At 57.4% G+C, this 13648-nt stretch carries 13 protein-coding genes, 2 tRNA genes and 1 pseudogene; 3 read left to right on the forward strand and 13 right to left on the reverse strand.

Going from position 1 to position 13648, the window contains the following annotated elements; genetic code table 11:
* The first annotated feature begins 48 nt into the window (after positions 1–48).
* Positions 49–288, forward strand: a complete 240-nt coding sequence (locus BM347_RS07500) for an Lrp/AsnC ligand binding domain-containing protein (RefSeq protein WP_093916098.1) — start codon at positions 49–51, stop codon at positions 286–288.
* Entirely contained in the window at positions 285–620 is a 336-nt protein-coding gene (locus BM347_RS07505) for a hypothetical protein (RefSeq protein WP_093915802.1), read from the forward strand. Before BM347_RS07500 ends, BM347_RS07505 begins: the two co-directional genes overlap by 4 nt.
* Before the next feature lie 611 nt (positions 621–1231).
* Here BM347_RS07505 and BM347_RS17815 read toward each other — a convergent pair.
* The 6 genes and pseudogenes from BM347_RS17815 to BM347_RS07535 all read right to left on the reverse strand — a co-directional run.
* Positions 1232–1603 (reverse strand): annotated as a pseudogene (locus BM347_RS17815) (response regulator); the annotation flags it as partial.
* Between the two features lie 407 nt (positions 1604–2010).
* A tRNA-Gly gene (locus BM347_RS07515) sits at positions 2011–2085 on the reverse strand.
* A gap of 110 nt (positions 2086–2195) precedes the next feature.
* Complete coding sequence (locus BM347_RS07520; protein ID WP_093916099.1) at positions 2196–2585, reverse strand: MAPEG family protein; 390 nt, start codon at positions 2583–2585, stop codon at positions 2196–2198.
* A gap of 191 nt (positions 2586–2776) precedes the next feature.
* Positions 2777–4450 carry a cytochrome c oxidase subunit I gene (locus tag BM347_RS07525; RefSeq protein ID WP_093915804.1) on the reverse strand — a complete coding sequence of 558 codons (1674 nt, stop codon included), beginning with the start codon at positions 4448–4450 and terminating at the stop codon, positions 2777–2779.
* A gap of 374 nt (positions 4451–4824) precedes the next feature.
* Entirely contained in the window at positions 4825–5481 is a 657-nt protein-coding gene (gene lipB / locus BM347_RS07530) for a lipoyl(octanoyl) transferase LipB (RefSeq protein ID WP_093915805.1), read from the reverse strand.
* A gap of 48 nt (positions 5482–5529) precedes the next feature.
* The gene (locus tag BM347_RS07535) at positions 5530–6204 is read right to left on the reverse strand and encodes a DsbA family oxidoreductase (protein ID WP_093915806.1); all 675 of its coding nucleotides are present in this window, start codon (positions 6202–6204) and stop codon (positions 5530–5532) included.
* 179 nt (positions 6205–6383) lie between these two features.
* On the opposite strand from BM347_RS07535, the gene BM347_RS07540 reads away from it, so the two are divergent.
* Positions 6384–6469: transfer RNA gene (locus tag BM347_RS07540), tRNA-Leu, on the forward strand.
* A 341-nt stretch (positions 6470–6810) separates the two neighbouring features.
* Here the strand turns inward: BM347_RS07540 and BM347_RS07545 are convergent.
* The 7 genes from BM347_RS07545 to zigA are packed head-to-tail and all read right to left on the reverse strand — an operon-like array spanning position 6811 to position 13626.
* Complete coding sequence (locus BM347_RS07545; protein ID WP_093915807.1) at positions 6811–8253, reverse strand: ABC transporter ATP-binding protein; 1443 nt, start codon at positions 8251–8253, stop codon at positions 6811–6813.
* A complete protein-coding gene (locus BM347_RS07550; RefSeq protein WP_217644017.1) occupies positions 8250–9068 on the reverse strand; it encodes an ABC transporter permease in 819 nt (272 codons plus the stop codon). The genes BM347_RS07545 and BM347_RS07550 overlap by 4 nt, the downstream gene beginning before the upstream one ends.
* Complete coding sequence (locus BM347_RS07555; protein WP_245764209.1) at positions 9065–9994, reverse strand: ABC transporter permease; 930 nt, start codon at positions 9992–9994, stop codon at positions 9065–9067. Before BM347_RS07555 ends, BM347_RS07550 begins: the two co-directional genes overlap by 4 nt.
* Entirely contained in the window at positions 9991–11496 is a 1506-nt protein-coding gene (locus tag BM347_RS07560; protein ID WP_093915809.1) for an ABC transporter substrate-binding protein, read from the reverse strand. Before BM347_RS07560 ends, BM347_RS07555 begins: the two co-directional genes overlap by 4 nt.
* Positions 11493–11795: a DUF6525 family protein gene (locus BM347_RS17675; protein WP_281247848.1), complete on the reverse strand. Its 303-nt coding sequence runs from the start codon at positions 11793–11795 to the stop codon at positions 11493–11495. The genes BM347_RS07560 and BM347_RS17675 overlap by 4 nt, the downstream gene beginning before the upstream one ends.
* Positions 11792–12418: a DUF1826 domain-containing protein gene (locus tag BM347_RS07570; RefSeq protein ID WP_093915811.1), complete on the reverse strand. Its 627-nt coding sequence runs from the start codon at positions 12416–12418 to the stop codon at positions 11792–11794. Before BM347_RS07570 ends, BM347_RS17675 begins: the two co-directional genes overlap by 4 nt.
* The gene (gene zigA / locus BM347_RS07575) at positions 12415–13626 is read right to left on the reverse strand and encodes a zinc metallochaperone GTPase ZigA (protein WP_093916101.1); all 1212 of its coding nucleotides are present in this window, start codon (positions 13624–13626) and stop codon (positions 12415–12417) included. Before zigA ends, BM347_RS07570 begins: the two co-directional genes overlap by 4 nt.
* Positions 13627–13648: the final 22 nt, after the last annotated feature.

The raw sequence follows: 13648 nt of genomic DNA on the forward strand, positions 1-13648 counted from the left end.
CCCCGCTATGACAGCCTGCTGACATCGCAACCAGCCGAAAGCCTATTCATGTCCACCTGCGTCTTTATCCAGATACGGTGCCGCCCCGGCACAACCTACCGCGTTGCCGAAGAAATCGCCCTGCGCGAAATTCATTCAGAGCTGTATTCAACATCTGGCGATTTTGACCTGCTGATGAAGCTGTATATCCCGAAAAATGAGGATGTCGGCGTATATATCAACGATCATTTGCTGGATATCGATGGGATTGAGCGGTCTTTGACGACGATGACGTTCAAAGTATTTTGAAACTTCTGATCGCCCTGTGCGTCGCGCTGCTATGTGCCGGCCCGAGTTCTGCCGCACGCATCTACGAAGGTGAGGAAGCTGCGGCACTACGCTGTGCGAATATGCTGGCCTATACTGCGGTGACGCTGGCGCGCGCGGATATGATCGATGAAGATCAAAAGAACGTCATGCTGGGCATTACCGTTTTGATCCTGGAGCGGCATGTGACAGGGACAAGGGCCCAAAAGAAAGCTGCAATGGGGATCATACGCGACCGGCGGGACATAGATGCCACGCTGCAGGATTACCGCGCCAATGCGGCCAAATGTTTGGTGCAGTTTCCGATCAACTAGACCTTAACGGCAACCGACCCCTTGTTTGATGCGCGCATTTCCGCACGGCAAATGGCACGGGTAAAGGTGTTCTTTACGCGTTGGGTCCGGTTCGCATTGGGTACAATCGGCGTGCCGACCGAAACCGTTATGTCGACCTGATCGTCCAAGGTCATCCCGTATGACGCCTCTTTGATGCTGCGCTGGATTTCGGTTTCCATAACCTCCCAATCAGGCAGTTCAGTCTCGCGGGTGATGCACACGAATTGCCCGTTGCCCTCGTAGGACATCAGAAGATGCGGGCTGGCGACGACGTTGTAGATGCTCGTGCCCAGATCGGACAAGAGCCTCGCAAAACCGGCCGAAGTCGTTGCCTCGTACACCCGGTCGGCGGAATCTAATGATACGCAGAACGCCTTGCATCCGTTCAGGGTCTTCCGGTCCAGTTGGGTCAGATAATTGCCCAGCGAAAAGGACAGGATCAGCCGGTCCACATGGGAGAAAAACAGCTTTTCAGTTAGGGCAAAGTGATGTTCGCCAATCGGGTTTTCAGCAGGAATATCAAGCGCGTCGATGCTGACCACGGTTTTGGCAGCTTCACTCAGACGCTCTGCGACGCGAATGCGGTTATACACGTCTTTCAGGTTAAACGGTTTCGAGATATAGTCATTCGCGCCTGCGGCAAAGGCGCTTTCGATCGAAAAGGCATCGGTGCGGGCGGTCAGCATCAAGATCGGGGTCATGTCGTGCCCGGCGAGCGAGCGGATGCGATGGCACAGCTCGATCCCGTCCATCTCGGGCATGTCGACATCCAGCACAAAGCAATCGAATGGTTGCTTTTCAGCGGCGATCAATTCCAGAGCCTGAGGCCCCCCAGCCGCCGTGTGAATATCTGTCATATCGGCAAGCTCAAAAATCTCGGGAAACAACTCCAGAATAAATGGATCATCGTCTACCACTAGAATTTTCATAACTCGCCCGTCCTTGATTTGTTGCTTTTGCATCTAATTCGACGCATCTGCCGCTGAGTAGTTTCGAAGCTAATTTTCAATCTAGGCAAGAATATGACAACGGTCTGTTTTCTTACTGTTTTATAGGTCTTGGGCCGCTGCGTTATCGCCACAAGAAGCATTCTTTTATACACATAGTACGTTATTTCATTCGGCAAAGAAGGGGCGCGTTTTTCCGCCGATTGCGACAAGGGGTTAGACGGCGGGCGGTTGCGCAATCCAAAGTTTTCGATGCAATTCGGGCTGCATCAAGATCAGCGTTTAGCAGCGGTTGAACGTAATCTTCATGACTTGTCTATGAGGCAGAAGGGTATTTCAGCACCCCCAAAATCTGTCGCTGAAAACACAAAGGCCGCCCGAAGGCGGCCTTGTTTTTATCTGCTGGGGTTGCAGAAACCAGTTGGAGCGGGCGAGGCGATTCGAACGCCCGACCCTAACCTTGGCAAGGTTATGCTCTACCCCTGAGCTACGCCCGCATCCTCTGGTAGGGCGTGAGATACCCATAGGGCGCTGTGTCTGCAAGAGGGAAATCAGCTTTGAATGCACTTTTTTCAAAGTTTTTTTCAGTCAGAGTTTTGGGGCCCTGTTAAAGCAGCGCGTGACCCAAAAGCCCCAGAGCAGAGAAGACGATCATGGCCATAGTCAGAAGGATCCCCAATTGACGAAGAATGATTTTCTGCGGCGTGGAGGCAAAACCAATGGCATGCAGCACGCGCCCCGCAACCAACATGACCCCAAGCGCATGCAGGGCCGATGAGGGGGCACCAGCCAATTCACTAAGCATCAAAAGGATTAAAGCCAGTGGGGCATATTCGGCGCAGTTTGCTTGGGCGCGCATTCGTTTCAGCAAGTTCTTGTCGCCGCTATCGCCAAGCGAGATAGTATTGGCCCGCCGGTAGGCGATGACGCGAATGCTGAGCGTCAGAAAAATCAAAGCGGTCAAGGCCGCATAGAGCGATGTAATTGGTAGGTGCATAGGTAGGCGTCCATTTGTTTCAGGTTCAAATGGCACCTTAAGGCAAAACGCAATTTTCAAAAGCTTTTGCTGCATAGGCAAAGCGCTGCGCTGTCGAGAGAGGGGCTATAACAGACGTAAAATATAACAGACGTGAAAAAGGGGCCTCAACCGCCGTTGGAGCCCCTTTTTGTTGCGTGCTGTGCTTTGCCTTAGTGGCTTGGCTGCTTGTCCCATTCTTCCTGCTTTGGCAGGATTTCGAATGTGTGCTCTGGGGGTGGGCTTGGCAAAGTCCACTCAAGCGTGTCGGCATATTCGTTCCATGGGTTTGCAGCCGTGCTCCGTGCGCCTCGGGTCAATGTGTAAAAGATGACGCCGAAGAAGAAGATAAAGGATGCAAAGCTGAGGAACGCGCCGATCGAGGACCACAGGTTCCAGTAGGCAAATGCCTCTGGGTAGTCGATGTAGCGACGTGGCATGCCCTGACGGCCCAAGAAGTGCTGTGGGAAGAAGGTCAGGTTTGCGCCGATGAACATCGCCCAGAAGTGCAGCTTGCCCGCCCATTCAGGGTACATACGGCCCGACATCTTTGGCAGGTAAAAATAGATGCCTGCAAAGATGGCGAACACGGCACCCAGCGACATCACATAGTGGAAGTGGGCAACCACATAGTAGGTGTCGTGGTAATAACGGTCCACAGCGGCTTGCGACAGAACGATCCCTGTGACCCCACCAACGGTGAAGAGAAACAAGAAGCCGAAGGCCCAAAGCATTGGCGTTTTGAATTCAATAGAACCGCCCCACATGGTGGCAATCCAGCTGAACACCTTGACGCCTGTCGGCACCGCGATGACCATGGTGGCAAGCATGAAATAGGCTTGTTGGTTCAGTGTCAGACCGACGGTGTACATGTGGTGTGCCCATACAACAAAGCCCAACGCACCGATGGCGATGATCGCCCAGACCATTGGCAAATAGCCAAAGATCGGTTTGCGGCTGAACGTGGCGATGACGTGGCTGATGATACCAAAGCCGGGCAGAATGATAATGTACACTTCGGGGTGACCGAAGAACCACAAGATGTGCTGGTACAGTACCGGATCGCCGCCGCCTGCTGGGTCAAAGAACGCAAAGCCAAAGTTACGGTCCATCAGCAGCATGGTGATTGCGCCAGCCAAAACGGGCAGGGACAGCAAGATCAGCCAGCTGGTGACAAAGATCGACCAGCTGAACAATGGCACCTTGAACAGGGTCATGCCGGGGGCACGCATGTTCAGGAAGGTGGTGATCATGTTGATCGCACCAAGGATCGAGGACGCGCCGGATACGTGAACCGCGAAGATCGCGAAATCCATCGACATCCCACCCTCGCGGACGGACAGAGGAGGATACAGAACCCAGCCAACGCCAGAACCCAGCTGGCCGTTGCCGCCCGGTGTCAGAACCGAACAGATTGCCAGGGTTGTACCGCCAACATACAGCCAGAAAGACAGGTTGTTCATGCGTGGGAATGCCATGTCAGGCGCGCCGATCTGCAGCGGCATGAAGTAGTTGCCAAAGCCGCCGAAAAGGGCGGGGATAACCACAAAGAACATCATCAGGATGCCGTGGCCTGTGATCAGAACGTTCCAGAGATGTCCGTTTGGCGTACATGTCGCTGAACTGTCAGCAATAAAACGCGCACCTTCCATACACATGTACTGAACACCTGGGTGCATCAGCTCAAGTCGCATATAGATGGTAAAACTGACAGAAACAAAGCCAACGAGGGCTGAGACGATCAGATATAGAATACCGATGTCTTTGTGGTTCGTGGACATAAACCAGCGTGTGAAAAATCCACGCTCGTCGTGATGGTCTTGCCCGTGAATGGCTGCGTCGGCCATGCGGTGCCTCCTGAGATTGGTTGGTCAACCCACGCCCCGACAGGGAACGCGCGTTGGATTATCATTCGTTTTAGTGCGCCTTGCCCACAGGGGCAATGGCCACCATTGCCGCAGGGGCGGTATTTTCTCAAAAAAGCAAGCGCGTGGCAGCTACGCTGATTTTGGAAAAAAGGCTGTTATGGCTACGTTTTTCGGACCTTTCGCCCGACAGGTAAGATGAAACAAGTGAAACATATGTAAATTTCAGAATACCTTTTGACCGAAAAGCCGCTGTAGGCACCGTTTTCTGGACTGTTTCATGGCGTGGCCGTCCGGAATGCCAGCTGGGGCAGTCGGCATCGACCGCGGGCAATGCGCGCGCGAATCAAGATGTACTATCGCTGGGGGTCGAAAATCTTATCAAAGGTGGCCCTCAACGCGACGTCGAGAGTATCCATCGTGACAGGCAGCCCGAGATCCACCAGCGACGTAACACCATGGCCGCTGATCCCGCAGGGCACAATGCCATCAAAGTGGCTCAGATCAGGGTCAACGTTGATGCTGATGCCGTGAAAGCTAATCCATTTACGCAGACGTATGCCAATGGCCGCGATTTTATCCTCTGCCGTATTTCCAATCGCTGTCAGTGGTTTATCAGGTCGTTCAACCCAGACGCCAACCCGGCCCTCGCGTATTTCGCCGGTGACGTTAAAGCTGTCGAGGGTTGCAATCACCCAAGCCTCCAAGTCTTGGACAAAGCGGCGCACATCACGTCCCCGTTTTCCCACATCCAACATAACATAGACGACCCGCTGGCCCGGCCCATGATAGGTATATTGCCCGCCGCGCCGGGTATCGTAGACGGGAAACCGATCAGGATCGGTCAGATCATCGATTTTGGCCGAGGTGCCAGCGGTATAAAGGGCAGGATGCTCAACCAGCCAGATGCATTCGTCCGCCGTATCCGCCGCGATTTGGGTCGCACGCTCTTCCATCCACGCCTCGGCGGTCCTGAAATCGGTCAAGCCATCAGAGATGATCCATTCCACCATTTTCAGTCGCTTTTTGCCCCGCTATTGGCTGACATAATACTGCCGCCGTTAGGCCGCTGTCTTTTCCGCCATGATTTTCTGGATGACTTGGCCATAGTTCTCTGCACCCTGCGCACCGGTTACCAGATATTTACCCTCGAACACCATCGCGGGCACGCCGCTGATTCCTTGACCGGTCCACGACCCTTCCAGCTCGCGCACCGCATCTGCGTGGCTGCCGCCTTCCAAAACCTCGACGGCTTGGGCGCGGTCAAGGCCCACTTCTTCGGCAACATCGGCCAACACGCTATGATCAGAGACATCGCGCCCTTGTGTGAAATGCGCATTGAACAGGGCCAGCTTCAGGGGGTGCTGAAGATTGTATTCCTGCGCCCAGTGCAACAGCTGATGCGCGGCAAAGCTGTTAACGATACGGCTGTCGGGGGTGAAGTTGAAATCAATGCCCAACCCTTCGCCAATTTGCACCAGCTGCGCCCGGTTCTGTGCTGACTGCTCGGCGCTCGCGCCGTATTTCTCCATAATATGCTCGGCCGTATTCTGACCTTCGGGTGGCATCTGCGGGTTCAGTTCGAACGGATGCCAGCGGATGAAAGCGCCCACCCCGGTTTGCGCAAGCGCCTGTTCCAGCTGCCGATACCCTACAATGCACCAAGGGCACATCACATCGGATATAATGTCGATTTGCAGGGCAGGGGCGGTTTGTGGGGGCGCATCATTGGTCACGGGAGATCACCTGTTATTAAAGACGTGCCCCTAAAGTCAGGTTTTATGCGGGTAATTCAAGGGGCGCGGGGAATTTAGGCAGGGGGGCGGGACAGAAAATTCTGTTGTTTAAAATGATGAGGATTGCCTCTTCACAAGGCGATCATCTTTGTCTAAACGAGCGACACCATCCATGGCGTGCGGTCGTGGCGGAATGGTAGACGCGCAGCGTTGAGGTCGCTGTGGGGTAACACCCGTGAGAGTTCGAGTCTCTCCGACCGCACCACAACTTCGGTTGAGACCTAATATCTCATTAGCTAACAAGCGCTTGCGTTGTTGTCTTGGGGCACATGCGAGACATTATCGACGACCTTAACCGTGAACCTGCAATATTGATGCTCTGCCGCGATGCTCGAAAGAGTCTCCACATAAGGTGGCCGAGGTCAGAGGGAAAACTATCTTCCAGAAGTCCCTCAGGGCCTGCTTAGGCCCTTGAGGCTGGCCCTGAGCGGTCTCTGCTGTGCTTGAAAAACATGTAAGGGCAGCGGCTATTGCCCCACGTGGTCTATTTCCTTCGCCATAACCTCAAGAATAAGCTCATGGCGAAGAACGGCCGCCCCGCGGTTTCTAGGTCCCCACCCGCACGTCTGTCGCATTCTCAAATGTATCAGGAACGCCGTGTGGACCAAGATCCAGAACCTCATCGCTTGTGTTTCGGATCAGCGCAGCATCATGACTGACCAGCATGACAGCGACGTCGTCTTGTGCCGCGATTTCGGTCAGCAGTGATATGACCTGAGCCTGCGTGATCGGGTCCAGCCTCGATGTAGGTTCGTCAGCCACGATGAAACTTGGGTTGCGCAGAAGGACACGAAGCAGCGACACTCTTTGCAACTCGCCTCCGGAAACCGCATCGGGCCGCCGCGCAAGCAGACGTGGATCGAGCCCAAGTCGGGCGAGCAGAGCATCAACCTCATTGGGTCGTCCGCCTGACAGGGTAAGGGTATCGTAAATGGTCCGGCCCAGCGTTCGCTTGCGCGGGAAGGCCGCGACCGGGTCCTGATAAAGCTTCTGAAACGCGAAAGCATGCTTTTCAGACCCGCGGGTGATCGTCCCTGCGGCAGGTTTGAGCAACCCGAGCAATGCGTCCCCCAAAGAAGATTTGCCGCAACCCGATGGTCCGGTCACGCCGAGAACCTCACCCGCATGGATATCCAGAGTGATTTTCGAAAACAGGTGTTGCCCCGCCCGCTCCACGGCGAGGCCACTTGTGCTCACGACTGTTTGGCCGCTTCCGGCTCTTTGCCGGGGCGTCCAATTTTCGGGGTCGGCGGCTAATAACTCTTTGGTATAGGGGTGTTGCGGCGCGGCAAAGATCTGGTTTGTCGTGCCCTGTTCCACGATCTTGCCCGATCGCAAAACAATCATCCGACCGCCAACCATCCGAGCCAACGCCAGATCATGGGTGATGATCAAAAGCCCCCCGATCTGGCCCATTTCGGACAAAAGCAGGCGCGCCACATCGTCGCGACGGGCTGCATCCAGCCCCTTTGTGGGTTCGTCCGCGATGACGATCCGCGCACCACCAGCTCTTGCGGCGGCAATGGCCACACGCTGTGCCATACCCCCCGACAATTCATGCGGGTACTTGTTCGCAGCCCCGGCAAGGCCAAGTGCGGCCAGATCGGCCTCTGCCCGCGTCGTTGCGTTAGGGCGATCCAGCCCCCGGACCAGCCTGTGCGCCTCGGCGATTTGACTGCGCGCCTGCATCAAAGGGTCAAGCGACAGCCACGGCTCTTGCGGCAGGACACCGATTTCGCGCCCCCAGAGCCCCCGGAAACGCTGTGGAGCGGCGGCATTAAGCATGTGCTTGCCCACACCAACCTGTCCCTTGGCCTCCAGCCCTGGTGGGAGCGTGCCCATGATTGCTTGGGCCATCAGGCTTTTGCCGGAGCCTGTTTCGCCCAGAATGACCAGTGGTTCACCGGGTTCAAGACGCAAAGAGAGCGGTTCTAACAGCGTTGCAGGTCCATCGCGGACGGTGATGTCTTCTGCTTTCAGCAAGCTCATGTTTCACGGCTCCCGGCCAGTAGAGTAAGACCCAGAAGCAGGGCAAAGGTGGCAATGACCGGCGACAAAAGCGCCAGCGGTGCCTCGCGCCAGTAGGGCAGTAATTCGACCATCATCAGCCCCAGTTCGGGTGTCGGTGCACGCATGCCCACATGTACGAAACCAAGCGCAGCAATCGCCATGATTGCCGTGGCCGTGCCAAAGGCGGCAGCGGTCAGCATCATCGGCGCGATCTCGGGCCAGATATCAACGCGAAAGATATAGACGGGGCCAAACCCCAGAAGTCGTGACGCCTGCACCGCCGGAGAGGCCAGCGTTTCACGGGTGGCTGCGCGGGTCAGGCGGAAAAATTCGACCCAAAGCACAAGCGACAGCCCCGCCCAGAAGCCAACCACCGTTCCCGGCACCATCGCCAGCACGATGAGGATGAGCAGTAATCCCGGAAGGGCAAGCAGCGCATCCGCCAGCATAACCAGTCCCTTGTCGATCCAGCCCCCCTTGGTAGCTGTCAGCGTTCCGAGAATAAGACCTGCAGCACAGGCCATCATCACTGCCGCCAGTGCAATGACAGGTGACAAGCGAAGCGCGTCCGCCAGACGGTGAAACACCGAGCGCCCCAGATGATCATAACCCAGCGGCGCGCCAACCTCGGGACCCGCTAGCGCCTTCGTCAAGGATTGCGCGAGCGGATCGCCCGGAAGGATCAGCGGGCCAAGCAGTGACACCGCAGCGACCGACATGATCAGCACCACACCGATCATGCGGGATGGTGATAGCTGCGCCTGTGGTGCTGTGGCAAAATCAAGTGTGCTCATGCCGCGACCCTCGGGTCCAGACGTCGCACAGCGACGTCAATGAGCGCATTGACCATGACAAAGCCAAGACCAAGTACCAGCGCCGTACCTTGCACCATTGGCACATCGCGCGAGAAGATGGCATGCACCAGCGCGTGTCCGATACCGGGCCAGCCAAAGATCGATTCCATGATGATGACACCTTCGACCAGCGTCACGAATTGCAGGCCCAGATATGTGATCAGCGGCACCGAAACATTGCGCAACCCGTGGCGCATCAGGGTCTGTCGTTCAGACAAGCCCTTCCACTTCGCAAAGCGCCAGAACGGCATGTCGGCTATCCGGGCCATCGCATCACGTGCAATGCGTGCATTCACCGCCGCAAGGCCAAGCGCAAGTGTCAGGCTGGGCAGGATGAAATGACGTGCCTCACCGTGGCCCGCAGCAGGCAGCCAACGCAGTTGCACGGCAAGAACGACAATTAGAACAAGCGCCAACAGAAATTGCGGTATAGCTTTGATGCCGGTTGAGACGACTAGCAACACGCGGTCAAGTAGCCCGCCGGGTCTTAGCCCCGCGAGTATTCCCAAAGGCGGCCCGATTAAAAGAGAGAGGAGGACTGCCACCAGCGCCAAAGACGCCGAGGCACCAAGCTGGTGGGCGATTTCGTCAACGATCGGCTGTCCGGTGACCAGCGAATTGCCGAAATCAAACCGCGCAAGATCGCCCAACCATTGCAGCAACGCAGGAAGCGCTGGACCATCAAGGCCAAGTTCCGCACGCACAGCATCGGCAGCGGCGGCATCGACATTGTCGTAACCATAGCGCCCGGCGGCAATCCGCCAGGCTGCGTCACCGGGCAGACTGCGCATCATGACAAAAGTAGCGGTCCCGATCAGGACCGCCACCATGATTGCCTGTACCAATCGCGAGGCAAGCGCGCTCACTCGGCCCACCGCATGTCTTGAAGGCCAAAGCTGCGCTCGAACGGGTCGATCTGCGCACCGTCAATCTTATCCGATACGGCAAGCGTTTGCTGATACCATGCAATCGGGATGACAGGCAGTTCGGCTTGCAGGATGGCTGCGGCTGCGGCGCGTTCCGCATCACCGCCTTCACCGCGCGCGAGGCTACGCACCAGCGTTGCGAATTCCGGGTTTTTCCAGTTCATCGCGCCCCAGTCGCCATTGCCGACATAATCGGACAGAACGGTGCCGATCGGATCAGGGATCAGCGAGAAATTGCGCGCGATCAGGCCAAGGTCAAGAGAGCCATCTTGGTGTCCGGCAGGGATTGCTGACGAATTCGTGGTATTGATTGTCAACTCGACCCCGATGGCGCGAAACTGCTGTTCCAGAACGGCGGCCACGAGGGGTAATTCAGGCCGGTCCGGGTAGGTGGTCAACGTCACCGCAAAGCGTTCACCGTCGCGCATCAGAATACCGTCGCTACCCGCTTCCCAGCCCAGATCTTTCAGGAGGGTTTTCGCCGCCTCGACATCATAATCCAGAGGCGCAATTGCATCGCTGTGCCAGCCGGCGATGGAGGGCGGGAACAATTGATCGGCACCTTCGGGGTACCGCAATACGGCCTTGGCGATACCCGCACGGTCAATGGCAAGGCTTAGCGCACGGCGGGCGTTGGGGTCGGCAAGGAACGGTTGGGCCGCGTTCACCTTGATCAGCAACGTGCGTGGGATGGCGACAGAAAGAACGTCAACATTGTCCAGCATGTTCAGGCGCGACACGCTGGCGGGATCTAGCCCGAAAACGAATTTGGCTTCGCCGGATTCGGCCATTAGTGCCCGCGTCTCAACCCGGCTCACGCCCGAATAGCTGACATCGGCGATATGCGGTGCCGCGCCCCAGTAGCCAGCAAATGCCGTCGCATCAAGGCTGAGCGGCGGCTCGATCGCTGTGATACGGTAGGGGCCAGTGCCGATGATCGCGACCCCGGTGCCGTCCGCTGCAAAAGACGCGGGCGACAGGATTTGCGACCGGAATTCGGCCAGAAACGCAGGCAGTGCTGCCAGCGGTTCGGACAGCGTGATCGTGACCGCACCATCGTTGGCCACCATGCCGGTGATTGGTAGGTCTCGCAACGGCCCCGGTTTGGCGCGCGCAATTTCGAGGGCATTAACAACTGTATCGGCTGTCATCGCTTTGCCATCGTGAAACGCGACGCCATCCCGCAGCGCAAAAGTCCAAGTCAGACCGTCCTCGGAGACCTCCCAAGACGTGGCGAGGCCGGGTGTCAGTTTTCCGTCGGCGTTCGCGTTAACCAAAGTCTCGGCCACGCCCATTCGCGTGAAGATGTAGCCGCTTGTTGACGGTTCCGGCGACTGAATTTCAAATTGCGCGACGACATCAAGGGTGCCGTCTGCATGCGCAAGCGTTGGCAACGCGAGGCATGCGAGCGCCAAGGCTGTTTTGAGGAATGGTTTTGTCATGTGTTCCTATCCTGTTGATTGAAAGAATGGTTTTTCGCGATGATGCCGCACCTTGCATAACGGTCGCGGGCAAGGGTTTTCTGCTGGGCGCGATCAAGCCGCGCCAGTACGTCATCAAGGCTCTCGCCGCGCGCCCGTGCTTGGCGCAGGATCTTGCGACACGAGGCGGCAGACCAAGGCAACGCCGCTTGGGAAAGCCAGGACCTGACGGGAGCCGGAAGCGCATTAAATGCCTGCATCGGGTTCTCGTCGCGGCGTCTTGTCCTAAGGCTGGTCGCACCTCGGTTCGAAGCAGTCACACCGCGTCCTCCGGATCGTCAACCGGATCAATCACAAGAACCAGCCGTGTCTCCCCCGTGCCTTCGATCGGGGGAGAGCGGTGCGACAGGCCAGAGCGGGGCGTTTCCGGCCAAAGCGTGCCGCGCAGCAGGATCGGGCTGCCGGTTGGCACCGTGAAAACACGGCTCGGCTTGGCCCCGTTGCCGTATTGCGTCCCTGTCCCGCGATAGGTGCAGACAAGTCGCACAGTCACGGCGTCGATGTGGAACTTCCGGCAGGCGTTCGTTTCTATGACATCCAGCCGCACCCGCAGATAGCGCGAGGGCATCAGCGCGGTAAAGATTTCCGCCTGCGCCGCGATATCGTCGATCAATATCGCCCGTTCCGGGCAGTCCGGTGTGCCGGATGCCACGCAGGCTTGAAGAACCGCTTCGCGGACAGTCTCTGGCCGCAGGGTCAACCGGACTTGCGGCAACAACGAGGGGGCCATTGCGCCGATCCAGCTCTGCAATGAGGGTGTCGGGCGACGATGCCAGATGGCAGCAGCGCAGCCACCGGTGTTGATCACGTCCAGGCCTGGGCCGGTCTGAACGATGCCAACGCCAATCGCGGCGGCTGAAAGAGTGTCACGCTGATATATCATGCCGCCTCTGCACGCCGCCAGACGGGGAATGGGTCGGGCAGGTCCGGCAATCCATCGGGCCCTGGCGCAAGGTGTTCGGGCACGAGGCACCCGTCGAGTTGTGACTTGATCGCTGGCCAGTCGATACCCGCACCGATAAACACAAGCTCTTGACGGCGATCGCCCCAAGGCTCAGACCAATGCGCGGCCATATACTGGCGTACGCCTTCATGGTCGGGCCAGCGATCTCGGGGGACGGATGCCCACCAGGTCCCCAAAGGTTTGACCGATGAAAGTGCCCCAGCGAGGCTGAATTCGGCCACCCATTCGGGGCGCGTGGCGATCCAGAAATGCCCTTTGGCGCGGATCACACCGGACAGATCGCCGCTTAACACGGCCATGATTTTTTCCGGTTCAAACGGGCGGCGGGCACGGTAGACGAAACTGGCCACGCCATATTCCTCGGTCTCGGGCACGTGATCGGCAAAACCGTACAGATCCTTGGCCCACATCGGGTGTTCGTGGGCCTTCTCGAAGTCAAAAAGACCCGTGTTCAGGATCGCATCCGCTGGGACGTCGGAATGATTGGTCTCAATGATCCGCGCATCGGCGTTCAGGCTGCGAATGATCTTGCGCGCGGCGTCCACCTGTTGTGGTTCGGCGTCTGCGATCTTGTTGAGGATTACCACATCGGCGAATTCGATCTGTTCCACCAATAGGTTGACCAGCGTGCGCTCGTCCTCGTCGCCTAGCGTTTCACCCCGGTCGCGCAGGAAATCATGACTGGAATAGTCACGCAGCAGGTTCACCGCATCGACCACCGTCACCATCGTGTCGAGACGCGACACATCCGACAGGCTTTCGCCCGCCTCATCGCGGAAATCGAATGTTGCGGCCACGGGCAGGGGTTCGGAGATGCCGGTGGATTCTATCAGCAGATAGTCGAACCGGCCGTCCTCGGCCAAGCGCCGGACCTCTTGCAACAGGTCGTTGCGCAGGGTGCAGCAGATGCAGCCATTCGACATCTCCACAAGCGTTTCGTCAGTGTGGCTAAGGTTCGCCCCGCCTTCGCGCACCAGATCGGCGTCGATGTTCACCTCTGACATGTCGTTGACAATGACCGCAACACGGCGGCCCTCGCGGTTGTTCAGAACACGGTTAAGGAGCGTCGTCTTGCCAGCACCCAGAAAGCCTGACAGGACTGTTACAGGAAGACGATCTTGGAGCACGGACATACCTTTCCGTTTGTAG

This window comes from Sulfitobacter marinus, assembly GCF_900116285.1.
In the GTDB taxonomy this organism is placed as follows: domain Bacteria; phylum Pseudomonadota; class Alphaproteobacteria; order Rhodobacterales; family Rhodobacteraceae; genus Sulfitobacter; species Sulfitobacter marinus.

Excerpts from the sequence above, each read along its gene's own strand:
- BM347_RS07570 (WP_093915811.1), bottom strand. The coding sequence starts at position 12,418 with ATGATATATCAGCGTGACACTCTTTCAGCCGCCGCGATTGGCGTTGGC.
- BM347_RS07560 (WP_093915809.1), bottom strand. The coding sequence starts at position 11,496 with ATGACAAAACCATTCCTCAAAACAGCCTTGGCGCTCGCATGCCTCGCG.
- BM347_RS07525 (WP_093915804.1), bottom strand. The coding sequence starts at position 4,450 with ATGGCCGACGCAGCCATTCACGGGCAAGACCATCACGACGAGCGTGGA.
- BM347_RS07520 (WP_093916099.1), bottom strand. The coding sequence starts at position 2,585 with ATGCACCTACCAATTACATCGCTCTATGCGGCCTTGACCGCTTTGATT.
- BM347_RS07545 (WP_093915807.1), bottom strand. The coding sequence starts at position 8,253 with ATGAGCTTGCTGAAAGCAGAAGACATCACCGTCCGCGATGGACCTGCA.
- lipB (WP_093915805.1), bottom strand. The coding sequence starts at position 5,481 with ATGGTGGAATGGATCATCTCTGATGGCTTGACCGATTTCAGGACCGCC.
- BM347_RS07500 (WP_093916098.1), top strand. The coding sequence starts at position 49 with ATGTCCACCTGCGTCTTTATCCAGATACGGTGCCGCCCCGGCACAACC.
- BM347_RS07550 (WP_217644017.1), bottom strand. The coding sequence starts at position 9,068 with ATGAGCACACTTGATTTTGCCACAGCACCACAGGCGCAGCTATCACCA.